General features: G+C 55.5%; 26 protein-coding genes. 3 read left to right on the top strand and 23 right to left on the bottom strand.

The window, feature by feature from the left end; genetic code table 11:
• The first annotated feature begins 11 nt into the window (after nt 1-11).
• Genes A462_RS08815 through A462_RS08825 form a run of 3 tightly spaced genes read left to right on the top strand, consistent with a single transcriptional unit; the run spans nt 12 to nt 5904 of the window.
• Complete coding sequence (locus tag A462_RS08815) at nt 12-1268, top strand: TolC family protein (protein ID WP_008437421.1); 1257 nt, start codon at nt 12-14, stop codon at nt 1266-1268.
• Nucleotides 1265-2749: an efflux RND transporter periplasmic adaptor subunit gene (locus tag A462_RS08820; protein WP_008437420.1), complete on the top strand. Its 1485-nt coding sequence runs from the start codon at nt 1265-1267 to the stop codon at nt 2747-2749. Before A462_RS08815 ends, A462_RS08820 begins: the two co-directional genes overlap by 4 nt.
• The gene (locus A462_RS08825; protein ID WP_008437418.1) at nt 2746-5904 is read left to right on the top strand and encodes an efflux RND transporter permease subunit; all 3159 of its coding nucleotides are present in this window, start codon (nt 2746-2748) and stop codon (nt 5902-5904) included. Before A462_RS08820 ends, A462_RS08825 begins: the two co-directional genes overlap by 4 nt.
• A 105-nt stretch (nt 5905-6009) precedes the next feature.
• On the opposite strand, the gene A462_RS08830 is transcribed toward A462_RS08825, so the two are convergent.
• From A462_RS08830 to A462_RS08930, 23 genes are all read right to left on the bottom strand, one after another.
• Complete coding sequence (locus tag A462_RS08830) at nt 6010-6693, bottom strand: DsbA family protein (protein WP_008437415.1); 684 nt, start codon at nt 6691-6693, stop codon at nt 6010-6012.
• Nucleotides 6690-6986: a hypothetical protein gene (locus tag A462_RS08835; protein WP_008437414.1), complete on the bottom strand. Its 297-nt coding sequence runs from the start codon at nt 6984-6986 to the stop codon at nt 6690-6692. The genes A462_RS08830 and A462_RS08835 overlap by 4 nt, the downstream gene beginning before the upstream one ends.
• Nucleotides 6983-9946, bottom strand: a complete 2964-nt coding sequence (locus A462_RS08840) for a conjugative transfer ATPase (RefSeq protein ID WP_024073351.1) — start codon at nt 9944-9946, stop codon at nt 6983-6985. The genes A462_RS08835 and A462_RS08840 overlap by 4 nt, the downstream gene beginning before the upstream one ends.
• Entirely contained in the window at nt 9946-10374 is a 429-nt protein-coding gene (locus A462_RS08845; RefSeq protein ID WP_008437412.1) for a TIGR03751 family conjugal transfer lipoprotein, read from the bottom strand. Before A462_RS08845 ends, A462_RS08840 begins: the two co-directional genes overlap by 1 nt.
• Complete coding sequence (locus tag A462_RS08850; protein ID WP_024073352.1) at nt 10352-11842, bottom strand: TIGR03752 family integrating conjugative element protein; 1491 nt, start codon at nt 11840-11842, stop codon at nt 10352-10354. The genes A462_RS08845 and A462_RS08850 overlap by 23 nt, the downstream gene beginning before the upstream one ends.
• Nucleotides 11832-12734, bottom strand: a complete 903-nt coding sequence (locus tag A462_RS08855; protein WP_008437410.1) for a TIGR03749 family integrating conjugative element protein — start codon at nt 12732-12734, stop codon at nt 11832-11834. The genes A462_RS08850 and A462_RS08855 overlap by 11 nt, the downstream gene beginning before the upstream one ends.
• Entirely contained in the window at nt 12734-13387 is a 654-nt protein-coding gene (locus A462_RS08860; RefSeq protein ID WP_008437405.1) for a PFL_4703 family integrating conjugative element protein, read from the bottom strand. The genes A462_RS08855 and A462_RS08860 overlap by 1 nt, the downstream gene beginning before the upstream one ends.
• A complete protein-coding gene (locus tag A462_RS08865; RefSeq protein ID WP_008437403.1) occupies nt 13384-13764 on the bottom strand; it encodes a TIGR03750 family conjugal transfer protein in 381 nt (126 codons plus the stop codon). The genes A462_RS08860 and A462_RS08865 overlap by 4 nt, the downstream gene beginning before the upstream one ends.
• A 13-nt stretch (nt 13765-13777) precedes the next feature.
• Nucleotides 13778-14116 carry a TIGR03745 family integrating conjugative element membrane protein gene (locus tag A462_RS08870; protein WP_008437401.1) on the bottom strand — a complete coding sequence of 113 codons (339 nt, stop codon included), beginning with the start codon at nt 14114-14116 and terminating at the stop codon, nt 13778-13780.
• A gap of 18 nt (nt 14117-14134) precedes the next feature.
• Nucleotides 14135-14374, bottom strand: coding sequence for a TIGR03758 family integrating conjugative element protein (locus tag A462_RS08875; protein ID WP_008437400.1), 240 nt, complete (start codon nt 14372-14374; stop codon nt 14135-14137).
• Nucleotides 14371-14679 carry an integrative conjugative element protein, RAQPRD family gene (locus A462_RS33665; protein WP_178110642.1) on the bottom strand — a complete coding sequence of 103 codons (309 nt, stop codon included), beginning with the start codon at nt 14677-14679 and terminating at the stop codon, nt 14371-14373. The genes A462_RS08875 and A462_RS33665 overlap by 4 nt, the downstream gene beginning before the upstream one ends.
• Before the next feature lie 157 nt (nt 14680-14836).
• Nucleotides 14837-15148: a hypothetical protein gene (locus A462_RS08880; protein WP_008437393.1), complete on the bottom strand. Its 312-nt coding sequence runs from the start codon at nt 15146-15148 to the stop codon at nt 14837-14839.
• A gap of 75 nt (nt 15149-15223) precedes the next feature.
• Nucleotides 15224-16702, bottom strand: coding sequence for a UvrD-helicase domain-containing protein (locus A462_RS08885; RefSeq protein WP_008437391.1), 1479 nt, complete (start codon nt 16700-16702; stop codon nt 15224-15226).
• A 9-nt stretch (nt 16703-16711) separates the two neighbouring features.
• Nucleotides 16712-17467 (bottom strand): TIGR03747 family integrating conjugative element membrane protein, encoded by a 756-nt coding sequence (locus tag A462_RS08890; protein ID WP_008437388.1) that lies wholly within the window; start codon nt 17465-17467, stop codon nt 16712-16714.
• 18 nt (nt 17468-17485) lie between these two features.
• Nucleotides 17486-19702: a type IV conjugative transfer system coupling protein TraD gene (gene traD / locus A462_RS0132625; RefSeq protein WP_024073353.1), complete on the bottom strand. Its 2217-nt coding sequence runs from the start codon at nt 19700-19702 to the stop codon at nt 17486-17488.
• A 3-nt stretch (nt 19703-19705) separates the two neighbouring features.
• Complete coding sequence (locus A462_RS08895) at nt 19706-20116, bottom strand: hypothetical protein (protein ID WP_008437384.1); 411 nt, start codon at nt 20114-20116, stop codon at nt 19706-19708.
• Entirely contained in the window at nt 20076-20360 is a 285-nt protein-coding gene (locus tag A462_RS34325; protein WP_024073354.1) for a hypothetical protein, read from the bottom strand. The genes A462_RS08895 and A462_RS34325 overlap by 41 nt, the downstream gene beginning before the upstream one ends.
• Nucleotides 20361-20367: 7 nt before the next feature.
• Nucleotides 20368-20871 (bottom strand): integrating conjugative element protein, encoded by a 504-nt coding sequence (locus tag A462_RS08900; protein ID WP_008437383.1) that lies wholly within the window; start codon nt 20869-20871, stop codon nt 20368-20370.
• Nucleotides 20868-21425 carry a lytic transglycosylase gene (locus tag A462_RS08905; protein ID WP_008437382.1) on the bottom strand — a complete coding sequence of 186 codons (558 nt, stop codon included), beginning with the start codon at nt 21423-21425 and terminating at the stop codon, nt 20868-20870. Before A462_RS08905 ends, A462_RS08900 begins: the two co-directional genes overlap by 4 nt.
• Nucleotides 21410-22204, bottom strand: a complete 795-nt coding sequence (locus tag A462_RS33660) for a TIGR03759 family integrating conjugative element protein (RefSeq protein ID WP_124361236.1) — start codon at nt 22202-22204, stop codon at nt 21410-21412. Before A462_RS33660 ends, A462_RS08905 begins: the two co-directional genes overlap by 16 nt.
• A gap of 10 nt (nt 22205-22214) precedes the next feature.
• Nucleotides 22215-22931: a hypothetical protein gene (locus A462_RS33655; RefSeq protein WP_038448855.1), complete on the bottom strand. Its 717-nt coding sequence runs from the start codon at nt 22929-22931 to the stop codon at nt 22215-22217.
• A gap of 159 nt (nt 22932-23090) precedes the next feature.
• Nucleotides 23091-25331: an SNF2-related protein gene (locus A462_RS08925; protein WP_008437374.1), complete on the bottom strand. Its 2241-nt coding sequence runs from the start codon at nt 25329-25331 to the stop codon at nt 23091-23093.
• A gap of 104 nt (nt 25332-25435) precedes the next feature.
• Nucleotides 25436-26893 (bottom strand): DUF6094 domain-containing protein, encoded by a 1458-nt coding sequence (locus A462_RS08930; RefSeq protein ID WP_008437372.1) that lies wholly within the window; start codon nt 26891-26893, stop codon nt 25436-25438.
• Nucleotides 26894-26908: the final 15 nt, after the last annotated feature.

Raw genomic sequence — 26908 nt, 5'->3', positions numbered from 1 at the left:
GAATCGTGAACATGAACTCCAAGTGCTGTTGCACAGGTTGGTCCTTCCTGGCCGGCCTGGCGGCAAGCGTACTTGCATTGCCGAGCTTCGCTAGCGCATTGACATTCGATGAAGCGCTGCGTCTGGCCGAAAACAATGCACCATCGTTGACCGCACAAGACGCCAAAATTCAAGCAGCCACTAGCGCGGCCATTCCCGCCGGCGAACTACCCGATCCCAAGCTACTGCTGGGCGTGCAGAACTACCCCATTGGTGGACCCGACAGATGGAGCATCGACCAGGACTTCATGACCATGCAAGTGGTCGGGATTAGGCAGGAGATGCCCAACAGCGACAAGCGCAAAGCACGTATCGAGGTCGCGGATGCGGCTGTTGATCGAGCGTCAGCCGAGCGTCGAGTGGCGCGTCTGAACGTCCGACAGTCCACGGCATTAGCCTGGATCAGAAGCTACTCGGTTGAGCGTAAAGATGCGTTGTTCCAGGACTTCTACAAAGAAAACCGTCTTCTGACCGATACCGTCAGAGCTCAGATTGCGGGTGGCCGAGCCCAACCCGCCGATGCGGTGACACCTAAACAGGAAGCTGCTCAACTGGCTGAGCAGCAGGATGATTTAGTTCGTCAACGTGCACAGGCCCGGGCCGCCCTCAAGCGCTGGATTGGCCCTGCCGCCGATGACAAACCGGTAGGCGGTTTGCCTGATTGGCCTATTGAGACCTCAGGTTACTCCCATAAGCTGCAACATCACCCCGAATTAGCGGCTTTTGTGCCGATGACCCGTGAAGCACAAGCCAAGATCCGTGAAGCTGAGGCGGAAAAGCAGTCTGACTGGAGCTGGGAATTCGATTATCAGCACCGAGGCCAACAATTCGGTGACATGGTCAGCGTGCAGTTTTCATGGGATCTCCCGCTGTTCCCTAACTCTCGGCAAAACCCCAAGATTGCGGCCAAGCACGCCGAACTAAACCAGCTTGAGGCTGAGCGCGAAGCCCTGTCACGCGAGCATACCCAGCAACTGGAGGATGAGTTGGCTGACTACGAGCGCCTCAATCGTGCAGTCAGCCGTAATCAGGAAAGCTTGTTGCCGTTGGCTAAAGAAAAGGTCGAACTCACGATGGCCAGCTACCGCTCCGGCAAGGGTGATTTGAACTCGGTTGTTGCCGCCCGACGCGAACTCATCGAAGCCCGTCTCAAGCAGGTTGACGTTGAAGAGCAACGTGCCCTGACCAGCGCTCGCCTGTATTTCTCTTACGGGGAGTCCGCTCAATGATTTTTAAATTATGGAAAGGGACTTTAATCATCGGCATCTCGATTGCCTTGGGTGTTGCCGGGGGTTACTGGTTAGCCCAACCGCGAATGAGCGGAGTAGCTGGTGTCGTACCGGATCATGAACCCAAAGCCTCTGCCGATCGAAAAGTTCTGTATTGGTATGATCCCATGTACCCACAACAGAAATTCGATAAACCGGGTAAGTCACCCTTCATGGACATGCAGATGATCCCTCAATACGCAGATACCAAGGGGGACAGCGCTGCCATTCGAATTGATCCAAGCCTGACTCAGAACCTTGGTGTGCGACTGGCTAGTGTCAGTCGAGGCGTATTTGCCTCGACACTGAACGTGGTAGGTGTGCTGGCCTTCAACGAACGGGACGTTGCAGTCATTCAGGCCCGTACAGCGGGTTTTGTCGAGCGTGTGTATGCCCACGCACCTGGTGATGTGCTGAAAGCGAATGCCGCCTTGGCAGATATCTTGGTGCCGGAGTGGGCAGCTGCTCAGGAGGAATTTCTCGCCCTCAAGCGTAGTGGCGATGCTGGCTTGCTGACAGCGGCCCGGCAGCGACTGCGGCTAACCGGAATGCCACTTACGTTAATTGCTCAAGTTGAGCGCACTGGCAAAGTTCAATCGAACCTGACGCTGACCAGCCCTATTGGTGGTGTGCTTCAAGAGCTGAGTGTGCGTGAAGGTATGACGGTGGCCGCAGGCGAGACGTTGGCTCGTGTTAATGGTTTGAGCAGTGTCTGGCTGGCCGTGGCTGTACCAGAGGCGGAAGCTGGGTCAATCGTAGTAGGGCAAGCAGCTGAAGCGCGTTTATCCGCATTCCCTGGAGTTGTGCTCAAGGGCGTCGTCAGTGCGATTCTTCCGGAAACCAGTTCGGACAGTCGCACACTTCGCGTTCGAGTTGAGTTACCCAATCCAGATGGCCGACTCAGACCAGGTTTGACCGCACAGGTAAGCCTCAATCGTTCAACGGAGCAAAGTGTTCTGTGGGTGCCGAGCGAGGCCGTCATTCGTACCGGTCGACGTGCGTTGGTCATGCTCTCTGAAGACGCTGGTCGATATCGCCCGGTGGAGGTGCAGCTAGGCCAGGATAACGATGGCAAGACGGCGATATTGAAAGGCTTGGAAGAGGGGCAGAAAGTGGTGACCTCTGGCCAGTTCCTGCTCGACTCGGAGGCCAGTCTCAAGGGCGTTGTCGCAAGCTCATTGGACGTTTCGCCATCTACTATGCCCGTTGGCGCTTTGCATGAGGCCGATGGTCAGATCGTTGAGATCAACGACAAAGAAGTCACGCTCGCCCACGGTCCCTTCAAGACATTGGGTATGCCAGGCATGACGATGACTTTCCCTCTCGCCACTCCTGCTCTGATGAAGGGCCTAAAAACGGGCGACAAGGTTCGGATCGCTGTTAGCCAGACGGACGATGGTCTGCGTGTTGAACGTCTGGAACGCTCTGGGGGCCAGCCATGATTGCGGCCCTTATTCGCTGGTCGGTGGCCAACCGCTTTCTTGTGTTGCTGGCGACGCTGTTCGTCACGGCATGGGGGATCTGGGCGGTTCAAAGTACGCCCATCGATGCATTGCCAGACCTGTCGGATGTTCAGGTAATTATCCGTACACCTTACCCAGGCCAAGCCCCACAGATCGTCGAAAACCAGGTGACCTATCCACTGGCAACCACCATGCTCTCGGTACCTGGGGCCAAGACTGTGCGCGGTTACTCCTTCTTTGGCGACAGCTTCGTTTATGTGCTGTTCGAAGACGGAACTGACTTGTACTGGGCCCGCTCGCGGGTGTTGGAATACCTGAGCCAGATACAAAGCCGCCTACCAGCCAGTGCTAAGCCAGCCTTAGGACCTGATGCCACTGGCGTTGGCTGGATTTTCCAGTACGCGTTGGTTGATCGCAGCGGTGGGCACGATCTGGCGCAACTGCGAGCCCTACAGGACTGGTTTCTCAAATTCGAGCTCAAGACGCTGCCGAACGTTGCGGAAGTTGCCACCGTAGGTGGCATGGTCAAACAGTATCAGGTCCAGCTCGATCCGCTAAAGTTGGCGAACTTGGGTATCACGCAGTCTGAGGTGACCGAGGCGATCGGCAAAGCCAATCAGGAAACCGGTGGAGCCGTGCTGGAAATGGCGGAGACAGAGTTCATCGTACGAGCTTCCGGCTACCTAAAGACGCTCAATGACTTTCGCGCCATCCCGCTCAAACTGGGCGCGGGCAGTGTGCCGGTCACGTTGGGCGATGTTGCCACGATTCAGTTAGGGCCTGAGATGCGTCGAGGCATTACCGAACTCGACGGTGAAGGTGAGACCGTCGGCGGCGTGGTGATTCTGCGCAGCGGGAAGAATGCTCGTGAAACCATTGCGGCGGTCAAAACCAAACTCGACGAGCTGAAAAGCAGTCTGCCGGCGGGGGTTGAAATCGTCACCACCTACGACCGCAGCAAGTTGATTGATCGTGCCGTGGAAAACCTCAGCCACAAGCTGATCGAAGAGTTCATCGTCGTCGCGTTGGTCTGCGGAATCTTTCTCTGGCACCTGCGTTCATCTCTGGTGGCAATCATTTCCCTGCCGGTTGGGGTGCTGATCGCCTTCATCGTGATGCGCTATCAGGGTATCAACGCCAACATCATGTCCCTTGGCGGGATTGCCATCGCCATCGGCGCTATGGTCGACGCTGCCGTGGTGATGATTGAAAATGCCCACAAGAAGGTCGAGGCTTGGCACGTGGCCAATCCTGGGGAGGAACTGAAAGGTGAACGTCATTGGCACGTGATGACTGAAGCGGCTGCCGAGGTAGGACCTGCATTGTTCTTCTGTCTGCTGATCATCACCCTGTCGTTCATTCCGGTGTTCACGCTGGAGGCTCAGGAAGGACGTCTATTCGGTCCATTGGCGTTCACCAAAACCTACGCTATGGCCGCAGCGGCTGGACTGTCGGTAACTCTCGTACCGGTGTTGATGGGGTATTGGATTCGTGGACGAATTCCCAATGAGCAGCAGAATCCGCTAAATCGCTGGTTGATCCGGATCTACGAACCCGCTCTGGACGCCGTATTACATCGACCTAAAATAACGCTGCTGGTTGCGTTGCTAGTCTTTGTCAGCGCGTTGTGGCCGATCTCTCGTCTGGGTGGTGAGTTTCTTCCCCCGCTGGACGAAGGGGACCTGCTCTATATGCCATCAGCTCTGCCTGGATTATCGGCGCAGAAGGCCGCGCAACTGCTTCAACAGACTGACCGTCTGATAAAGACAGTTCCAGAGGTCGAACACGTTTTCGGCAAAGCCGGCCGCGCTGAAACCGCGACTGACCCAGCACCTTTGGAAATGTTCGAAACCACCATCCAATTCAAACCACACGAACAGTGGCGCCCAGGCATGACCCAGGAAAAGCTCGTTGAGGAGCTAGACCAAGCGGTGCGTGTCCCAGGATTGACCAACATCTGGATACCGCCGATTCGTAACCGCATCGACATGCTGGCCACTGGCATAAAAAGCCCTATTGGTGTGAAGGTTGCCGGTACCAACCTGACGGAGATCGATGCCGTCACCCAAGCCATCGAACGTGTTGCCAAGGATGTCTCAGGTGTGAGTTCAGCGTTGGCCGAACGACTGACCGGTGGCCGCTATATTGATGTGGATATCGATCGTAAAGCTGCGGCCCGCTATGGGTTAAATATTGCCGATGTGCAATCGATCGTGGCCGGCGCAATCGGCGGTGAAAACGTCGGGGAGACGATTGAAGGGTTGGCTCGTTTCCCAATTAACGTACGTTACCCTCGTGAGTGGCGGGATTCACTCGGCGCTCTGGAGCAGTTACCTATCTATACCCCTCTAGGCAGCCAGATCACTCTTGGCACCGTTGCGAAGATCAAGGTCAGCGATGGTCCGCCGATGCTTAAGAGTGAGAACGCCCGACCTTCAGGCTGGGTGTATATCGACGTGCGGGGACGGGATATTGCTTCGGTAGTCGCCGATCTACGACGGGTCGTCAGCGAGCAGGTTAAGTTGCAGCCTGGTATGAGCCTGAGCTACGCAGGACAGTTCGAATTTCTCGAAAGGGCCAACGCACGACTCAAGCTGGTGGTGCCTGCCACGCTGTTGATCATCTTCGTGCTGCTTTATTTAACCTTTGCTCGCTTCGATGAGGCCTTGCTGATCATGGCCACTCTGCCATTCGCACTGACTGGTGGGGTATGGTTTCTCTATCTATTGGGATTCAACCTGTCGGTCGCCACTGGTGTCGGCTTTATCGCTTTGGCCGGTGTTTCTGCCGAATTTGGCGTAATTATGCTGCTTTATCTGAAGAACGCCTGGGCTGAGCGTGAAGACCTCGGCGATAGGACCGAGCACGGGCTGATGGCCGCGATTCGTGAAGGCGCTGTCCAGCGCGTTCGGCCCAAAGCCATGACTGTGGCTGTCATCATTGCTGGCTTGTTACCCATTTTGCTGGGCAGCGGGACCGGCAGCGAGGTGATGAGCCGAATTGCGGCACCCATGGTTGGAGGCATGATTACCGCGCCCTTGCTGTCGCTGTTTGTCATTCCGGCAGCCTATCGACTGATGCGTCGCCGGCACCTCTCAGTTGAGCCCATCAATCCTCAAGAAAAAGTCGTATGAAACTGACCCTGATTGCAGTTGCAAACACCGTATTTGCGCTGTCTCTTTCGGCCCACGCGTAGGACATGCCGGGCATGAAAATGTATGAATGGAATGCAAGCTCATTTAATGACAATGGCTAAGTGATTTAACGTTCGACTTTTGCAGAGCGTCGCAGCTCTTTTTTTGAGCCAGCCAATCACGAGCTGATAATAACAATACCCCGTCAGCTGGTCCCTCAAGCTTTACGGAGCTGCCAGTCGTGTTGTCTTTAATTATCACAGTAGGAGTTGCCGTAATGCCCGCTTTGAGGGCCTCCTCGACCTGTTGGCCAACATGCCGGGCGATCACTTTGTCGGTAGCTGCACAGGACAATAAGTCCTGGTAAGTAACATCAACGACGTTCAGATGCCCATTGAAACCCTCACCGTTGCTACGGGTCCGGTCAAAAATCTGGTCAATGGCTTGCCAGAAGGCAGGTGCGCCACCAAGCGCCCCCGCACATTCAGCGAGCTTGGCTTCGTGTAATGCGGTCGGACCGTGCACATCCAGTGGCAGATGATGCCACTGCAGGTTTACATCCTTCTGCTGCTGTATCCAGGTTTTCAACGCAGGTGTGTACGTCTTGCAGTAGGGGCACTCCAGATCCGCGAACTCAGTCACAGTCCAGCGTGCTTTGGAAGGACCAAACAACCACGGGCCTGTGTTGTGCGGGGATGGTATCTCACTTCGAGTGAGGGCTAAGCAGGCCATCGATGTGCCTGCCAAAACGCACCCCAGCATCAACCAATATTTGCGAAGGCCTATCATGCCCGAGCCTCTGCTGGCTTCGATGAAAGCAGCGCTTGTTTACGAAGGGCCTCAAGAAGAGCGTTCTCAGCATTCTCGGGTTGTGGGTGCTGTAGCAGCCAATTGGCTAACACCGCGTGAAGTTGGGACTCGATGTCACGACGATCCACCGCACGAACCAAAACCTGTTGCAGTTGCTCTATCAAAACGGGGGCACACACCTCAAGGGTTTGAAGGGCGTCTTCACCCGGTTGTTCAAGCAGCTGGGTCAGACTTTCTATAAGGTTCTGGGTCAGGGAATTCAATGCTCTCATGCTTGGCGCTCCAAGGCCGTGACTTGCTCGGGGAAAGTAATGATGTGAGGTTCGATACCGCGATAGCGGTCAAGCGTTGCAGCAACTTCAATGGCCGCATCCAGCTCGCTGCAGCCTTTGGCTTGCATGATGTCGAAGCGTTGCTTTTTCTCTTCCGGCTCGGTCATGGCCAGGGCCAGATACAAACTCGGTGGTACCGCCCGGAATAACATTTCCATGCTTTTGGACAACACGACGCCCTCGGTGAATTTGCCGCTTTCTTTACGCGCTGACAGCATCATCGACTTCTGTGCAGGAGTCAGTTCACGAAACCGCGCGATCTTCTCCACCTCATCAGGCGGCATGTTTAAGCACATCCACCACTCGATCATGTTGAGCAGGGCTGAGGCCTCTGGCGGCACGTCGTCAACGTTCTGGGTGGCCATCCAGAACCAGGCGCCGAGCTTTCGCCACATTTTGGTAATCTTGACGGAGTAGGGGGATAGGAGTGGGACCTTCAACTGGATGTGGCCTTCGTCGGTGAAGCAGATCAGCGGACGGCCTTTAAACTGGTCACGCTCGGCAATGTTGTTGACCGTGTTGAGCAGGGAAATATAAGCGATGGCCATCTGTGCGCTATAGCCTTCTCGCGCATAGGTGGCAAGGTCGACAATGGTAATGTCCGCTTCTGGCCATGGGGTGCCAGGACGGTTGAACATGTCGCCTTCGGTGCCCATACAGAACATGGACAAGGCTTCCGCCATCTCCAAGAATCGTGAGCTTCGGGCGTCTGGAATACCGGGCTCGAGTCCCATTTCTCGCAGCGCTTCACGGATATCTTCCGGCAGAACGATACGTTGCTCCGTCACGCATTTTTTCGCTGCATTCAGTATGCATTGGCGGATGGCGCTACGGTCGGCACGAGTAAGACGGGCATCCTCTTTTTCTTCACCACCGGTGATCATCAGCCTGGCCGCAATTTCCATCTCGCCCAGGATGTCGCGTTGTTCATCCTCGGTCTGGCTAGTCAGATGTTCGTCCGACGCCTCAAGATCATCAGCTTGGATAATCTTCACGTTTTGGCTGGGTTCGATGAGCTTCACGGCATCAGCGAATGGCGCGAGGCTGACACCCGATCCAGGTGCAAGTCGAACCCGGTTTACCGTCAAACCCAACTTTTTGGCGAAATCACCGAGTAAGCCGAAGCTGTTGCCAGCCTCCACAATGAATAGACGTGGCCGATAGATGGCGATGATTTGGCTAAGGATGTTTGTCGCGCTGGCCGATTTACCTGAACCCGTAGGCCCGAAAATGAACAAATGCGCGTTCATCTGCCGGTCCAGCTTGTTCAGCGGGTCGAAGGTTATCGGCGCTCCCCCACGGTTAAACAGGGTAATACCCGGGTGCCCGGTTCCGGTCGACCTACCCCAGACGGGGGCCAGGTTCGCAATGTGTTGGGCGAACATCAGTTGTGCGTACCACTCCAGTGCTTTGCGCGCATTGGGGTCGAAGTTGCCGGGTAGCCATCTAAGGTAGGAGTTCAGCGGTGCCACTTCATCCCGAGGTTCCACCGGCTCCATGCCCGCACCCAGCAATGCGCTGCTGAGTTGCAAACTGCGTTCGTGCAGCTGGGCATCATCTTTACCCCGCAGGTAAAACGCTACGCTACCTCTGTACAGCTTGTGCTTGCGCCCGAGCAACTGACGGGCGGTGGCGACGTCTTCGCGTGTCAGGATCGAGGCCTGAGTGTCTCCAACTGCCTTGCGTGAAAGCTGTTCCAGATGCCCTTCGAGAATGTCCTGCGGGGTGATCACGAGAGTGATACAGAGAATGGTGTCCTCTGGCATTTTGTCGAACAGTGCGTTGAGCGCATCACCGCCCTTTCGGGTTTCACCGGTTAAGTGCCCGGTCTTGGGAGCATCCCTCAAGCGGTCAAGCATCACCACCTGATGGGGAAGGCCGTCGAAATACCACAGACCTTTCTCTATATCTGACAGTGGTTCGCGATAAAACAGGTTTTGCGAGAAGTCAGTGCCGCTGGCGAGCGGCAGCTCGCCCTCTGCAGCACCAGGTGCTTGCTTGCACACCAATTCGTAGAAGCGGCGAATATCTGCATCGGCAGGGCCAAGATGATCGGGACGTGGATTGAACCAATGAATCAGCCAATGGCGAATGGCGTGGCCATCCATGCGATGGGTTTTAATGCCGGCGTTCGCCAAGCCGCCCACCAAGCGATCGCAGATGATTTTCAGGTAAGGACCTGGTGCCTGGCCTCGCACATCCGCTTGCGCGCCTTGGGTACGGCGGTAGACAACAACACGGACGCGGCGCTGTTGGCCCCTCCAGGGCAGTTGGCTGACCTTGGTGTCTTCAAACAGCCCGCCTGGTTTGGAGATGGATTCCAGGTGTTGCTTCATCAGCTTCAAATAAAGCTCGGTGAATGCACTGCCTTGTGCGCGTGGTTGAACGTAGTCATGCAGTTGCTGAAGGTAATCGTCCCAGCTGGTTTCGTCCTGGGCATAGAGCTGAACCACCCAGGGTGAGGTTTCAAGCTCGTCGAAGGAGTCCTGGAGGGCGTTTTCCAGGGCGTCGCGGGCCTTGCGTAACCATTCGGGATCCCGACCTTCAGTACCAATCGGTGTCAGCTCAAAAAAGGCAGCACGAGACACGCCGTCTTCCAATAGCATGGCTTTTTCTGCAGGCAGGTAATCTACCCACGGCAGTAGGTCTACGAAGGAGGGGTTGACGTGGTATAGACGGTCAGCATCAGCGGTTGTGGCTGGCTTTTTCTTTGGGTTACGCCAATCGCTCGGCGAGGGAATACCCATGGCAGCAAGGCGTTCGTAGTAACGCTCTGTAGCAGCCTCAAACGTCTCGGTTGCTGGTCCCTGCACATCGTCAGATAACGGCGAACCTGGTGTTACGCCAGGTTCCACACGCTCTGTCGCCCGTCGCGTTTTGAATCGTTCAAAAAAACCCATCAATATGCCTCCGTGCGTTCGCCAGGCATGGCGTATTGCACCCGCTGATACAGCGGAAACACCGTGGTGTAGCCTGGGATCGGTGCCGGGTCTGAACCCGCTAAATGAGGAAAGACGTACATCACCAGGTCGGGATTGGGTAGGCGTTTAAATTGGCTGTAGATCTCGTTTTGTGCGGTACGTGTGAACATGGTGTTGTCTGTTTCCCTCGTCTCCAGAGGCCGACGAAGATCTTGGCGTGCATCGAGCAATTGGCGGCTGCTCGAGCTGCTTGAGCCGCTGGAGCCTTGATCCCAAACGTCCATCATTGTGCGGTCCCCATGGGGGAGCAATTCGTCTTTGTTGGTGGAACAGGCCGAGGCGAGTAGGGCGATGGCCAGGTATGCACCTAGTTTTAAGCCATGATTAGTCAAGCGCAGTCGAAACATGACGGGCTCCTGAGCGATAGTTGACCTTGCGGCCATTGAGTTCGTAATCGATGGTCAGTTGCTGGTCCAGGTGCACAGCTATCTTTGCCCCGGGTTGTACATACACCGCTGCGAAGGCTTGCCCGTAGAGTTTGTTGACCCAGCTGGAGACGTCATTGACGCCCTGGCCAATAATTTTGCCCATGGCTTCACTGCCCGAGCCGCCGACAGAACCGATGGTCCCGGACTGAGGGTTTATAAAAGAGCCGCTGTTTCCATCTGACTTGATGAGGGAGGCAGCACCTGCGCCGGCGGCGGTAATCAGTACCTGCGAGCCAATGTATTGCGAGGCGTTGCTTTTGCGGTCGCCACTGATACAAGGAATGCCATAGGCATCGCTTATCCAGCCCAGGCCACCCTGAATGGTGGTTTGGTTGCCATTGTTCTGATTGTTACTATTTTGACTGCTATTCGTTTCTTCCTGAGGTTGTGGCAGCGTGCGCACAGTGCCGTCATTGAAGACGAACGTCAGGCTTTTGATCTGACCGCGTACGCAAGACAGGGTCCAATCGCCGGAAGCCGTTCCGCTGGCCACCGCGCCGGCGACGTCGGGCAAGTCGATGCCGTTGGCCGTGAGATTGTCCGGCCCGATCAATACCTTGAACGGGTAGGGGTCGTTGACAGTGCCGTCAATGGGCACCCGGCCGATCAGCGCGGACATGGCCACCGAACCCATCAATGTCGAGTTCTGCGGCAAGGTGTAGACCTTGCGCACCTGTTTGCGGGCCTCCTGTGGCGAGATTTCATTCGCAACACTTTGAGCGCCCGTGCGCAGTGCATTTTGTCCTCGGTCCACGGACTCGCCAAAAGAGGTCGGGAAGTTGAAGCCGCTTGCCGTTTGATTTGTCCCTGCAGCGATGGGCTTGCCGTTGACATCGACCGGCGTTGCGTCCTGCGGCTCTATCCAAACAACGTCCGCGCCAGGTCCGCCTTTGAAGCCTTGACCGTCACCTGGCTGAACGCCGAAGCCGATCGGCAAATCAGATCCAGACTCATTGCCACTGCCCGATTTGCTGCTCAGGGTATTGTACTGCTGCTGCAGTGTGTCCAAGAGGGTTTGGCTCTGTTGTTGCGCCTCCTGCTTCATCGTTTGCTGAACGTTCTGCAGTTTGTTATCGACGTTGAGGTCGATGTTCTGCAGGCGTTTTTGCAGCTCGATGTTCTGTTGCTTTAGTTCGTCATTGTTCTTCAAAGCATTGGAGACTTGGTCCTTGAGTTGTCTGCTTTCCACGACAATGGTGCGCAATGTGTCGCTGGGTGTATCTCCGTCAACCCCAAGCTTTTTAGCCTCCTTCGTACTAAGTACAACCGTTTCCGGCGCATGAACCTGTTGGTCGGCACTTTCGCGATTGAATAATTTGACCACTACGTATATCGCCAGGATCGCGAACGGTATGACCAGGTATTTAACAAGTGGATTACTCTTCACGACGGCCTCCCTTCGGATCGATCTGGCTGATGGCGGCCGGCAATAACGATTCGGCTAGACCATGACCACGGGTCACCAAGTAGACCGTCGAGGTGTCGCTGGAATCACCTTTGGCGCCAAGGTAGGGATGCTGAAAAGTCGCGGTGACAAAGTCACCCATCAGGTCACGCGGATCCAATGTGAGGTTTTGGGCGCTTGTGTTACGTAGCTTCACCGCCGTGACCCAATACTCGTCTAACCGCCACGACCCCAACGCAGAGGCTTCGACCGGCAATATCGGCATTAGGGTGGTGAGGTCCAAACCGCGCTTCAGATTGATCTGAGCAATCCCCTCCACGGGCTCAACGGTGCGTAGGGGCGCGTAAAGCATCTGTGCGGCATAGCGCGTCATGACCACCGGAAGAGGGGTCTCACGACGCGGTTTCGGCGCGTCCTCATCCTCCTCGGCTTGAGCGCTGGCTTGGGCCGTGGAAGAAGTTGAATGGTTGCTTGTAGGTTTGGCGTTGACTTGGCCGTAACGCGGGGCGGGACTGTCCCCGGCTACAATTTTAGCCGGCTCGGATGCGACCTGATTTGGTTTCCCTACCGTTGCGATGATATCCACGAGCATGATCTCACCGGAGTTCATGTTCTGCAGCTGTAAGCGAGTCGGTTCAATCGGCTCTTTCGCCAACAGGTAGAGGGCACCACCGGTGCTCTGCACGCGCAGTTTGTCGACGAGGTTACGAGGCAGACCCACCCGTACGTTTTGGTCCACAAAGACAATACGCTCCTGACCCACGATCAAGGGCAGTGCTATAGGGATACGATCCCAGCGCAGGATTTCGACGGCGTTGGCCAACCCGCAGAAGTGAAGGGCTACGAGCCCGATGATCAGTAGGCGGCGTGTCATCATTTGCCTCCTGCTCTGGTCGTTTCTGCGGAGACTTCGATGCGTTGTGGATTACTGCTATAACAGTCCCAGGCCAAGCCGAATGGGTTTTTTTCGGGATTGACGTCGAATCGGATAATTCTTAACGGATAGCGAGCAAATGCCCGCTTTACGCGCTCCCCGCCGTAGTGCTCGTCAGCGGTGATGTCCAGGTTGACGGTCCAGTCATTGATGCTGTGCTGTTCAATATGTTGCTCAGACTTATCGTCGATGCCTCTGCCTGGAATTTCAAATACACCCCGCTCACGTTTGCGCAGTTCCCCGCTATTGCGGCGTAGCTCGAAATCTTTCTGCAAGTAGGCTTTGCAGCTGGGAGTCAGGTAGCTTTCCAAGCGGGTAATGTTGTCCTCGTAGTCGGTTTCACCGTCAACGGGCCAACGGTTCATCTGCTGAAAAATGTACAGACCGAAGGCGTATACCGACTCCGGTGGAATATCCCACCACTTACGGGTGCTACCTGAACGTAGATCTGGAGGTACATGAACAGTTAGGTCACGCGGTGCGCTCTGCCAGCCATAAGCCATGTACAGACCCAGGGCAATGAGAAAACCAATGACCATGCGCAGGCTGTTAATGTGGGCCAGTTGGGCGTCTACTTTTTTACGGTAAGTCATTGAACCTCCGTTCGATGACAGGTCCACGCACCTGTACGAGTAATCAGCAGGGCTTTATTCCAGGTAGGAAAGAACCGCGCGATGTTCAATTGCATCTGGCGGTATAGCCATGTATCAGGTCGGCCGCGTTTCCACCGACGCAAGAAACGACTGGCAAGAAACAGCCCTAGGACAGCACAGAGCATGGCGGCGCCGATGATAAGTGCCCAAATCTGGGTCAATATCGCGGCCGGAATACCGATAACCAGCCCTGCGCCGGTGCTCAACGCCAAGGTGGCCCACATTTCGTCAGCGGTAAGGCCGCCCATGATGACTGGCTGATTGTTCAATCGCACAGGGAGGAAAATCAGGGTCCCATCGTCTGAGAGTTCTGTCATGGCCACGGCTCTTTTAAAGAATATTTGAAGCCTTGGTGACCAGAAAAATGGCGACACCGAGGATGGCGACGCCAACGGCGGCTGTCGCCCCCAGATCTCCCCATTTTTTCTTGCCAAGTTGAATTTCGTGGTAGGTGCCGAAGGCATGCCAAGCAACGCCACTGAAAATGACTGCGCAGATGATGAGGCCAAGCAAAGTAAAACCGTCAAAGGCGTAGTTCTGCATGGTTTGCATCAGGTTAGAGCCTTCCCCCCGGGTAGGAGGCTGAGACTGCGGAAGAGCCGCCATGGCCAGTTGGGGGAGAGCAAGCAACCCGATCAGCATGCGGCCCGGTTTTAAGAATGAAGTCATGGTGTATCTCCCATAGGGTCAACTAAGAACAAATGTGGTGAGGATCATGCAAAGCAGTAGGATGCGGACGAGCGAGGTCGAGGCAATCGTTCGATCAAGGTTGCCAGTGGCCCATCCTCGGTAGCAGCTCCAGATAGCCCAGGCGCCCCACATAAAGATGATGGCTACAGCGACGCCGACGAAAAACAGGTAGCTCGTCGAGGCAGGAAATCCTCCTGCCGCTTGAAACGCAGCAGCCTGAGCGCCGCTCATGCTCATGGCTTGCGTCCTTCGGTCGTGTATTGGCCTGACAGCTCAACAGGATCACGAGGCTGGGCTCGGGTTGGGGTTAGATAGCCCTCCAACCCATGACGAATTCGAGCGATATCACCTGCTAGACGCTGGTAATCGAAGAAGTAACGCTTGCCAGGTTCGTCGGCCACTTGAGCGCTACGACGTGCGGTGTCCTCTAAGGCATTCAACTGGCGGATCATCACGTCCAGGTTGGCCTGTTCGGAGGCTGAAGCAGCGGTCGCATGAGAGACAGGCAGGCCGCATCCAAAAAGTGCGATGAGGCCTGGCAAGGCAAGTCGGCAAGTGAGTGCAGTGAGACGCGGGTACTGGATCACGGCTGGGCTCTAGTCATTCCTGATGCCGTCAGCTTGCCGTGATCAAGCTATGGTCGCCGCAAGAAAACCATATTCAGGACTGTAAGGATTTCTTCTGACGGTACTGACACCATCAATCACAGTGGATAGGGCGTTTGAAGAACAGCAGATACCCGATGGGCAAGGCGAATCCGTAAGCCCAGCCTTGGGCGTTTTGATTGCCAACCTTGACTTCTCCTTTGACCACGGGCTGCACGCTGACCAGCTCCCAGCCTTCGCTGCCTAATTGAGCAAGGCGGTTTTGACGTTCAGAATCTTCCAGAAAACCCTGGGTGTCGGGTTCAGTGGTGGGCTCTTCGGACTTGAACATGAAGAGCTTTTTGGTTCTGACAACGTACTGAAAGGGAGAGAACTCAGTGTGGTATTCAAATTTCTGACGGCCCATGGCGACGTCCTCAATGTGCAGAGCTACCAGGGTTTCAATAATAAGCGCGTGCCAGCAATCTGAAATAGTTTGTTGCTAAGCGCGTGATTTCTGAGGTTGGAGTGCAGAGGTCCGAGCATCGACATAGCGCTGCATGATAGAAAGCACCATTGAGTTCAACGCTAGGATCTTCATCCCTCGCGTCACCGCCACGTACAGCAAATTCAACTCGTCATCTTTACGACCTTGATCGATATCGGGTGAAAGCGGATCAGCGCTAAAGTCGTCATACAGGCTGACAAAGTCCCACTCCAGCCCCTTGGCCTTGTGCCCAGTCGTGAGTGTCACGGTGGCGTCGAGCTCGTTATCTACAGAGCGGGAACGTAGGGTTTGGATCCGCTGGGGCAGGTCCGGATAGGCTGTAATGATCTTGATCGATCGCAACATCTCCGTATCCTGGCTTACCTCGGCTATTTCCACGTACTGTGAAAAGTCCCGGTAATCTCTCAACAGCCTGCGGTTCTGCACCTCATGGTTACGGTTGCGGCTGAATAGGTATAAATCTTCCAGATCGCGTAGCGAGTAGCTGTCGATACCGCCGACCCAGAAAATCTTGGGGTTGCTTGCGACCAGCTGCAGGGCGTTCTCGATGACGCCGGTCACGGTACGATGGATAAACGTGCGATGCGGTAGCTCTTCAGGCAGAGCCCGTTTAACCAGGGTATTGCAACCTAACCCCTGCAGCTTTCGTGTCTCACCCTTGTAAAAAAGAATGATGTTGGCCACATGCGCGACGGCAGGGCCGAAGCGAAAGCTTTGGGTCAGGTAGTGACGTTCGGCGTCGGCCATCCAGTCGCTGTTGAGCGCATCTTCTGCGCCGCGGAAGCGATAGATCTGCTGGTGGGGATCGCCGACTGCCACCTTGCGGACCCGTTGTATTTTTACTATGTCGGCAATAACTGGGTTCACGTCTTGACCTTCGTCGAGCAGAATGGCGTTAAATCGTTCGCTCAGGTCGGGCTTGCTTAGCTGATACAGCTTCAAGTAAGCGTCATGGGTGATCGACATTGCTGTGTCCTGCAGATCGATCATCCGGTTCCAGATGGTTTTAGCCACGTTTAAAGCATTGTTCAGGAAACGTTCCTGGGCACTTGTGAGCATTCGTTGCCCCTGGAATCTGGGAAAATGCACACGGCCCAACTCGTCATCGGCGCTGGCCATGAAGTTGTTAAGCGTGCTGAGGACATCCCGCACGAGCTCCCAGTCCTGGGTGTTGATGGCCCTTGCGATGTCCGTCAGGCGTAAGTTATTGGTCTGCTTGGTGGCGTACTGACTGCCATAGACTGCATATGCGAGGCCATGCGCCGTCTTACACACCACGTTTCTGCGTGGAAAGCGGCCCCTGGCAGCGAGCTCGACGGATTTGTTGTAGCAGAGGTAGAGCATTTTCACCGAGGCGTGTTGTGTGGCGTAGCCCACCAGTGTGGTGGTTTTGCCGGTACCGGCAAAAGCCTGAACCAGTAGCTTGTCAGCCGTGGAATGGATGATGGGCTGCTGTTCTTGTGTCCACTGCATGGGCAGCTCCTAAAGGTATTTTTTGAAGCTTGAAACGGTGATGTAAACGGACACACCCAACAGCACGGCGCAGGGCAACAGAATCAAAAGGGGGCTGATGCTGATGGGGATGGCCAGGTAGACCGTCCAGGGCACGATGGTCAGCGGAATGATCGTCCCCCGGGCTTTGTGATACAGGTAACTTGACTCGCGGCCGGAGCCGAATTTTCGTAGATCACGCCGCACCAGGCCATCGACCAAGCCAGTGAACGCCGCCAGTGCGAACAGCGGAATCGTCAACGTCAGAATGACCATTCGCACACAGAAGGTCAGGACTGTGTATAACGCGGCTAAGCCATAGTCCTGGAATTTGATCATCGCCCGACCGAGTTCGTAGCGAAGGTTCAAGGTTCCCGTTTGTTGTGGTGATGTTGAGCGAGCGTACTGTGTCAGTGCATTTATATTGTCCTGCATGCCGGTTTTCACCATCAGCCAGTCATAGACCGTTTGTGCCAGCCAGGTTGCCGTACGCCCCGGTTCTTTGATGACAACGCTGTGCAGCAGATCCTGGGACAGCCAGCCCAGTTCATGTTGGAACATCTGCTGAGCATGTTTCCAGCCGGCATCCGGCCAGAACGTGTACATGCAAAGCCATTCAACGACGATGGCGCCGAGCAAGGAGCCGAACATCACCCCCAAGAAATGAAAAGGGGTAGAGAACAGCATGCCCAGGAAGTTTTTTTGACCTTCCTGCTGTTGCTGGGCTTTTTCCGCGATATCGGCCATGGCTCTGTTCCTTCAAGCCTATGCGGCTTTTCCGTTATTGGCCATCTGGCGGAAGTCGTCTACCAAGTCATCAGGAAGCGACTCACTTAGTGCGTCATATCCCGGTGCTTGCCACCAGTCGCTGCTGGTTCCGGATCCTTTACGCATGCCCTCAACCAAGGCCTGAAGATCCTTGGGCATCACTTCATCGGGATCGCTTGCCGGCAACGGCATACGAATCTTCCACAAATTCCCGCCCTCTATCAGGGCAAAGCATTGCCCCTTGGGTAGGGCAACCACATGCGCCGGTTCGATCATCGGTACGCTGACACTTTGGATCTGATCGTGAGTGTTAGAGGTGAAAGCGGTGTTGCCGTTAATAGCGTCGTTTGCACTGCTTGCTGGTGTACTGGTAAACACCTGGACCTTTGGCAACTGGTTGGTCAGCAGCTCGGCGGTTGCAGTCTCACGTACACGTAACATGAACAGGTTGTTGAAGTTACCGATGACTTGGCCAGCTTTAGCCCGGTTACCGATTTTTGCCTCAATATCGCTCATGGTTTGGGTATAGGCCGTGACCTGCATGCCGGCACCACCGCCTTTGTTGATCATCGGTATGAATTCATCGCCCATCAGTTCGTTGAATTCGTCCGCATGTACGTTAATTGCTACCTTGCCGCCGGTGGCCCCGGGCAAGCCATCATCGATGCCAAACTTATAGATGTGACCCGCAACTGACACCAGGTCGCTGAACATCGAGTTGCCCACCGCTGCAGCTACCTCTGTATCAGATAAAGCGTCCAGGCCGACATAGACCACTGCCCGTTTGCGGATGATCTGCATCCAGTCAAAGATTGGTCGTGGGTCCTCAAGATCCATGTAGTCGGGAGATAGCAGCTCTGCAATCCGGCCTGTGGTCAGTTTTTCCAGCAATGGCAGAAGGCTGGCCACGATCTTGTCGAAATAGGTTTTGTCATAGCGTACGGCTGATCGCAGACCCTCCATCACTGGGTCGGAGATGCGTTGCTGAGTGAGGTACATGTCCAGGGCCACCACGCGTAGCGGTCGATCCTTCATGGCGAAACTGAGGTTCTTACGATCGATCTTTCCTTCCAGCTCAACGATGGTTTGCCAGGCTTTGGGATCATTTTCAGCAAAGTGCTTCTGCGCATACTCAATAAACAGCGCGTCAATGTTTGTCACATGCTTGAGGATCTGTTCATAGTCCGGCCGACGTCCCAGTGCCACGAGGGCGCGCGCGATGATGTTGACGAAACGCCAGGCGAATTCCCGGAATGCCGCGGAATTGCCTTCCCCCGAAAGTTGGCCGGCAATGCGGGTGGCAACCTCCGAGATCCGACCAAACCGGCCGACGGCGTTGTAGCGAGCGGAGTGATCGGGCCAGCCTAGGTGGAACACGTAGAATTCCTCCAGTCGGTTTGCGCGCTTGCATTCGATGTACATGCGCTTCAGGAGGTCTGCGTCGCCTTTAGGATCGAAGACAATCACCACTTCGCGGTCCAGGTCCATTTCTACATTGCGCTGGCTTCGATGAACGGGTTGCACGCGGCGCCCCATATGAACGCGGCGCCGGGGGCTACGGCGGGTACGCCTGATGTCTTGGGTGATAAACAACTCTGCCAAGCGGGTTTTTCCAACACGAGTAGTCCCCAATACAAGGGAGTGTCCAACCCGCTCACCCAGTGGCAGGCTGACATCCGCTTCGTTCGGCTCTATACCGTGTAAGCGCGGTAGCCCCCCGACTGGAGGAAGTGGACGCGCCGGGTTAAATGGCACATCCCACGAGGTAGCCTTTGACAGCAATTTGAGTGGAAAGGGTGCGAACTCCAGACGCTCCTCAATTCTGCGAGCAAAGGTATAGATAGACGTGGGCTCGACATACTCGGCGTACTTTGGGAGGTAAGTCTCCATCAACCGCTGAGTATGTTTTTGGGTCCAGCGAAAGCCTTTACCGATGAATAGCCGCTCATTGCTGACCGGCATGTCTTTGCTGGTCATGGTGTAGTGGGGTAGGCGCCGAATATTGCGCCGGTAACGCAGCACTACCAACGCTTGTTTGAGGCGGACGAACCCTAGACCCAGAAAGCCTGTACCGGCAACCATGCCGAATAAAGGCGTCAGAGCAACCGCCCAGGGCGCGAAAATACAGAGCAACGCCGCAGCGGCACATACGCAAACTGTGTACAGCTCAACAGCAGGGCGTAGTAACGACTCAATGGTGTAGGAGGTGGTCATGGATCACTTCCTATGAGTGAAAGGGGACAATGGCCCCACTGTTTCGAAATGGAAAACGACTGGCTTGCCTGTCTCAGCGATCAGCCCATAGGACTTGGCCAGGCGGTATATGGGGTGGTAGCTGTTAAGGGAGTTGACGTGTCCAGCAATGCGCTCTCGCCAGACTTCTAGTGGCATCGCTGCCTTGCTCAAATTACACGGCACGCACGCGGGCATCATGTTGCTGATGGCGTGGTTCTCTGGCCGCCCCAAAATGATGGCACCGGAGTACTTGCCGTCCACCCTCTCTGGTTCTCGCCATACTGCTTCCATGTGGTCCGCATGCCACCGGTCACCCAACAGCACACCGCAGTATGCGCAATGGCCCGCGAATTTAGCGTGAAGCTCGCAGCGTTGCTTCTTGGTCAGCTTCATGGGGCCGGGATCCTCCTTTCATGCGTGATGATGAATTGGCCAACTCTTGCCTCGCTTGCTCAACTGCCTCGGGCAGTCGTTCTTTTAGCCGCTGACATAGCTCCACCTCGTCACCAGGTACGCGGGCGATGACGGTGCCGCCATAGAGCTTGGCGACATAGGTGACCTGTTCAAAAAGCAGTTGGCCTGCTCGTGGGTCATCTGGTTGCTTGATGACCAAGGTGATGTGCGTAAGAGAGGCCATACCCTGGTTACTGCTGGATCGTTGTGGCAGTGATCAACAGCGGGTAATGCTGGACTCCCAAGCGCTGTGCCAGATCATTTGATGGAGCCGGGACCAACTGTAGATTTCCTGCCCATCGTTGGATTTCGGCAAACCGCTCGGCGCTGGCCACGTTAACCACAAGGCCCACTGCCTGCAGTTGCTGTAACTGATCGCGGCGCTGTGATAACCACTTTCTGGAGCTTTCATCGTCGCCTACAAGAAACAATGGTTGCAGGCCAGGTGCATTGATTACCCGGCCCTGTACCTGCCCGGGTGTCAGTTGGTCAGAGCGCACTGGAAACGAGCCTTGCCCACGCACACCAATATTCTCTGACTGTGCTGACTGCTCAGTAGGTTCTGGAGCCAAGTACTGGTAGTAGGGCAGAGCGGAAACACCCCCTCGGTCTTCAACAACAATCAGCGAGGTGGCATGCACTGCCATGGGGGAGGCCAAAGACAGCAAAACAGGCAGATGCAGCAATCTATTCATGGATTATTCGCCATCAGGTTGATACCGGTGACCCGGCTGAGGTGTTTGGCAAAAGCTCGTCGGTATCGGGCAGCGGGTTCGCCTCCGGCAGGGCGGTGGTACCGACCAGCAGCGGTGATCCAGTCGCCTCCTTTGGCTTTTTGCTCAGCCAGGATCTGGGCCGTAACCGAGAGGTTTTTGTACGGATCCAGCCCTTCGCAGGGATAGCTATAACGGTGGCCGTTGGCACCGATGTTGGTTTGTCCAAGCCCGACGTCGACTCTATTTGGGCCTGCGGTCTGAAGGGCGATCATCAACGCTCTGCAAGCATCGCTGCGTGTCGCAAAGCGATATCCGGCGCCGGCGACATTCAACGTCCAGGGCCAGGGGACGATCTGGCCGCGAAGTCGGGTGCCACTCTCTTGCAGTGCAACGGAGTACAGCACCTCGGACGGAACGCCGGCAGGCAGGGCAATCAACTGATAGGCCGGTGGCGGAACCTCGGCACCGTTAGCAAATGCCGCGGTGAGCAGTAGCCCCCCCGTTAAAGCCGCGCGAATTACAGACGCTGCCATTGTCCATTCACCTCGCGTACCACGGCCGGCAGCTCACCGCCGAGTCCAAGGCCAAGCCATCGACCGGCATCGTGATTCAATGTGATCTGTCGGCTTCTCACGCTGGCCGGTTCGACTCCAGCCAAGATGGCCCAGCGGCGAATTATTTCGTCATCACCTTGACTACCAACGAAGTACAGATCAAAGGACTGTTTCTGGTTTTGTAAGTCTTTGACGCGGTCAATACATGCGTTGCAACTGTCTTGAACAAAAACGGCTAGTCGTCCAGTGCCTTTCACAGCAGTTACCGCTCCCGAGCCTGGAGCAGATGCAGGGTTGGACGATAGTTGGATGACTTTTTCATTGGGGTAAAGACGTGCGAAGGCTTGGTCATAGGCCCTTTGGTACGCCAGTTCCTTATCGATACGCTGTCGCTCGGCTCGCACCTGCAGCTCTGCATAGCGTCGGCGCTCCTCCTCCGACTTCGCTTCGATGCCAAGTGCTGTCAGAGGATCCAGGCCTGGCGAATAGATTCCGCGAGGACCCTCCATCACAGTTTGAAAGCGGGACCATTCTTGGGGGGTTAATCCCCACTCGCGGGCGAGTTCTGTCTGACTGGCTCCTTGAGAAGAGTTGTGAACTTCACTGTTCTGAGTGTTCGAGATCGACGTTGATTGCCCCGAAGCCGCATGACAGACATATGCAAACGCGAAGGTGGCCAAGCCTGCAATGAAACCCAAAACGTAAAGAGCAATGTTCCTGGGCTTCTTTGTTTTCGAGGAAGTGGTAGGGGAGTGCATAAAGGAGGTCCTATTGCGCGACGGTTACGGTTTGAGGTGTTCCGGCCACGTCAAAGCGTGCGGATCTTCCGTCCAGCGCGTTGAGGCGCCAGGCGGTGCCCGCCACAGCGTCACCAGGTCGGATAAGGTAAATTTGATTCAACTGCGTGCTGCCAGGCGGTGCTACGGACAAAAAGCGTTCACCGCCGCGATACTCGATACCGACAACGGTAAAAGGGGGTGTTTGCGGTGTGACAGTGGTGGTAGCGGGCGGTGTTGGCCGCTTTGGTTGGCGGGCAACGGGCTTAGGCTTGGGCTTGAGGGGAACAGCAGTGGTTTGTTTGATGCGTGACTGACTGAGTTCTTGAAGACGGCTATCGAGTGTTTCGACGCTGGCTTTGAGGACTACCAATTCACCAGCAGACGCAGCATTTTGAGAGATTTCTTGCGCAGACTCCGTCGCTTGCTTTGCATACGCTTGTGCGGCATCAATTCGATTCGATAAAGCCTGCTGCCCGGCTCGGAAGTCCTCATTGGTCACCAGGTGGTTGCCGGCTACCGTGTCCAGTCGCTCATCGACTTTGCCCAGCCGCGTCAACAACGCATCGAGCGACTCTTTGTCTGCAGTCGCAGCCAAGCTGTTGCTGAGTTGGGAGAGTTGATGATGCTCATAACCCAGAATGCCTGCCAATAATGCAAGGCACAGACTGAGTATCGCTGTGGTTCGAGTAGGGCGTGGTAGGTTCATGGGCGTCCTCGCGAAAAAGCGAATACACCCTCTCAAACCGGTCTCTTAGGTGCATCAGGAAATAGGTTTTCCAGGACGCATGGTTTTTGAAGTGTCGAGTTGGCCGCTGGTAAATTGGGATCGTTATAAAAAAATGGCCACCCGAAGGTGGCCGTCAAACTATGAAGCAATGAGCTGCCTTGCAAGTGTCATTTCAACTGAATCACCATCTTGGTTCAGCGAGTCGAGACCAGAATCTGGCACATCTCCCGACGTGCTTTGAGCCACGGCGATTTTCTTGGCCATCAACTGCAGGCAAGTAATCTGAGAGCTGCCGGCATAGCCAAAAAAAACCACCCGCACCGGCTGCTTTTGCCCAATCCGCCATGACCGTCGAGCTGCCTGTTGCAAGGTGTACACGTTGTACCCCGTCTGCAGGAACGCAATGGTCGGAAAATCGAGCAAATCCAACCCGGTCTTGACCAGCTCCGGGTTAGTGATCAGTACGTCGACACCTCTGTCTACCTGGTCGAGGATCCAATCCTCGCGCCTGGCGGTATCCACTGACGCCCTCAGGACCGCTACTTTTAAACCAGATTGCTCCAGCAGTCGTTTCAGGCGAGAGGTGGTGTCTCGCGTGCCGCTGTACACGGTATAGGCCAGAACCTTCCGGCCTTTGGCTTTTTCCGTGAGGCAGAGGTCGAGCAGTGCTTTCTCCTTCGGCATTATTTGCTCATCTGCAAAGATCGAGGGGACGAACGCCAAGGTATCTTTGCTACGAGGGTGCTTAACGATCTCCGGTCGAAAGCAGCAGTCAGGCCAAGCCAGCAGCACGTTGAGTACTACCCCTAGCAAGGTAGTGTCTCGACGGGCCAATGCTTGGCGAAGTTCCTGCGTCAGTTTTCCTGCCAATTGCTGATAGGCCGACGCTTGTTCTGCAGACATGCTGATATCGACAAATTCCTCCTGGTACGCCGGCAACACGTTGCCACCGATATCTTTAAGTTTCAGAAACACGGTGAACGGCAACACAAAACGGTGAATGCCTTTAGGGCCGAAGCCTGGGGCTTTCACCGTTCGCACCGAGAGTTTTTTTCCCTTGGCTGTTTTGTGTGACACGTTGTCCCGCTCGGTGTAAATGTCCTTCAATACGCCGTGGTCGCGCATGAATGACATCGCGGCCGGAGCCATACTTCCGCGCGCGTTTGGTTTGTAACCGTCCTCGATCATTCGCCGGGTAAGTATTCGGAACAGGAGGTAGAACAGATCATCGGCATAGCCACCCATGAGGGTGCCTGTCAGCAGCACGGTTTTCCGTGCTTTCGCTGCCAATACACCCATGGCTTGACCCTGGGCCGAGCCACTGTTTTTGTATTCATGTCCTTCATCCACCACCAGCAGGTCGAAATATCCGTCTGGTAGGTAGCGTTTGATGAACTCGGTGGGTTGGAAACCGCCCTCGCCAAAGCCAAACTCAATGTTGGCCATGGCGCGCTCCATGCGTTTGGCTTGGCGGTCGCTGAAGATGAAATTGCCCTGAGCGTCCATCAGGTTGATGAATTCGCTGACGTTGTCGATCAGCATCGAAGCGAGGAAGTCCTCCCCGAAGTCATTCAGCAATCTGTCCGCACGTACTGGACCGATAGTCGGAATCCGACACATCGATTTTAGTATGGTCGCACGACGAGTTCCGTTGTCGGCTTTGCCCGGGCGCATCAGCGTCCAGAGTTGTCCTTGGCAATAAGGGCAGCTGCGACGGCGTTCCTCTCGGTGAAACTCTTCGACAGTCACACGGTTGCCTTCTAAGTCCAACAGAAGGCGTCCGCAGTCGGGGCATCCTGCGAAGTTGTATCCGCCGCTGGCGCGACGTGGCCAACATACCGTACGCCAGTGATACCCCATGCGCATTCGCACGCGTCCGAGAATGAAGAACTCTTTACGGCCATCGTAAGGATCCCCCAGTTGGTCACGTAGCTTGATCAGCTTAACCAGCGTATCGGGTCCATTGAGAACCCACACGCGTGCGTCTGGGATGGTTTCGAGTATCTCCCGTCGCCATTTGTAGACCAGGTGTGGAGGCGAAACCACCAAAGTGCGGCGGTAGCCCGCACTGTGCATGACAGCGGCTACAGCGATGGCCATCATGGTTTTCCCAGTGCCCATTTCTGCATTGATAACGGCTGCCTGCTCGTTGCGGTCTAGCAATAAAGCTGCAACGGCCTGCACTACATCAGCTTGAGCAGGGAACGGCTGGCGTTTGAGTTCGCTCATAACCCGTTGATAGGCTTCGTTGATGCTGCCGGAATAAACCGGTGGGTTAGAGCGATTGAGGGAGTCCAATAATTCATCACCGAATTCGTCGATGAACTCAGTCAGGCCGATGGCCAAGGGCGATACAGAGACTTGGGATAGGTCGTTCATGAGTGTTTCTCCAATAGGAACGAAACAGGGCATGCACGACACCCCGACGGGTATGGTGAATACCCTGCGGGTTGGTTAACGGATGGCCAGGTTGGCGTGGTGGGTCAGTAGTCCGATGGCAGCAACACGGTTGTTGCACTGCGGTCAGCTTCGGTGATGATCCAGAGCCGGGTCTCATCGCCGGCGCATATGTCATAACAGGAGAACAATCGATCCCCGTAGGTCAAAGCCCGTTGGTTACTGCTCCAGTCTTCTTTGGGCAGTTCCCCCCAGTCACCGGAGAAATGCCGTCGCAAGTAAGTGCTTGGATCGAGATGTCCACGCTCAATCAGGTGGTGCACTGACTGGGTCAGCACTAAGCGGCCAGGTTCAAATGTCACTCGTGGTGGTGGGGTCAGTGTTGGCTGTGTCACCACCTCATCAGCCTCATGCGGCGTATCCGCCGATGAACTGATGGTGATCACGCGGCCTTGGTTGGCAGAGCCTGGCGTCATGTCCCATGCCCGAATGATGGGCACGAAACGATCAGTCAGGATCCTTACCTCGGACACGTTGCCGTCCTGGTCTTCGGTGAACTCGGTCTTGCGGACCTTATCTTTGTAGGTATCGCCTTTGAGTACCAATACTCGGCCGGTTTTGGATTTCACTACGCCGGAAATCGCACCGGCAGCCAATGCCAACGCCAAGTGCCAGCGCGACAGCTCCCTCACGGGAGGTCGTGGCTGAGCGCCGCTTTGACCAAAGTGCAGTGTGAAGTCAGGCCACATGCCACGAAGTCTTTTGATTTCTTCGCTGAGCTGTTCAGGTTCAAGGCTGATACGGTAGAAGTGTTCCAGCTCGTTGGATGCCGAGAGAACCCTGTAGGGCTCCCATGGCCAACTGGTTGGTAACGCTTCCGCGCTCAATGTGCCGGTACCGATCGCCTGAAGGCGTGCGCGTACGTTTTTGACTTCTTGCGGTCGAGCGAGGTCCTGCCGGCGGATTCGTATACCGAAGATCACTACCTGTTTAAAGGTTGGATCAGCGGCTTTGTAGATCCGCAGTTCAGTAAAGTGATTGCATAGCCAACCACACAGCTCATCGTCCAGCACGTAGTGCGGAACAATCAGCACCAAGACTCCCCCGTACTGCAGCAGTGGTAGCGTCCGTTGATAGAACATCTTCTCCAGGCGCCGACGGCCGTTACCTTGGTACTGAGATGCACCTGCATGGTCAGCGACCAGGTTACCGTAGGGCGGGTTGAGCCAGAGCAAGCCGAAGGCCTGGCGGCTGATCATGGTGTCCATCAAGTCGCTGTGCAGCACGCAATCCAGCAGTGTCTTGCTGTGTTTGGCACGCTCCTGGTCATACTCGACTGCGTAGGTCTCAACGCGGTCACGCCCGAGTGCATGAGCAGCTTCAGCTAAGGCAACGCCTTCGCCTGCACAGGGATCGAAGATCCGCATCTTCCCGCTTGGGGATGGTGCCAACGCTTGTAGGGTGAGTTCCAGCGTCGTTTCGTCAGTGGGGTAGTAGCCATTGCGAGCGAAGTTGCGCGCCAATCGTGGGAACATCAAAGCCATGGTGAGGCTCCTGGA

The sequence above is a fragment of the Pseudomonas sp. Ag1 genome (genome assembly GCF_000278565.1).
Lineage (GTDB): Bacteria > Pseudomonadota > Gammaproteobacteria > Pseudomonadales > Pseudomonadaceae > Aquipseudomonas.
The sequence above is the reverse complement of the archived record's forward strand: the minus strand, read 5'-3'. Positions and strand labels throughout refer to the sequence as shown.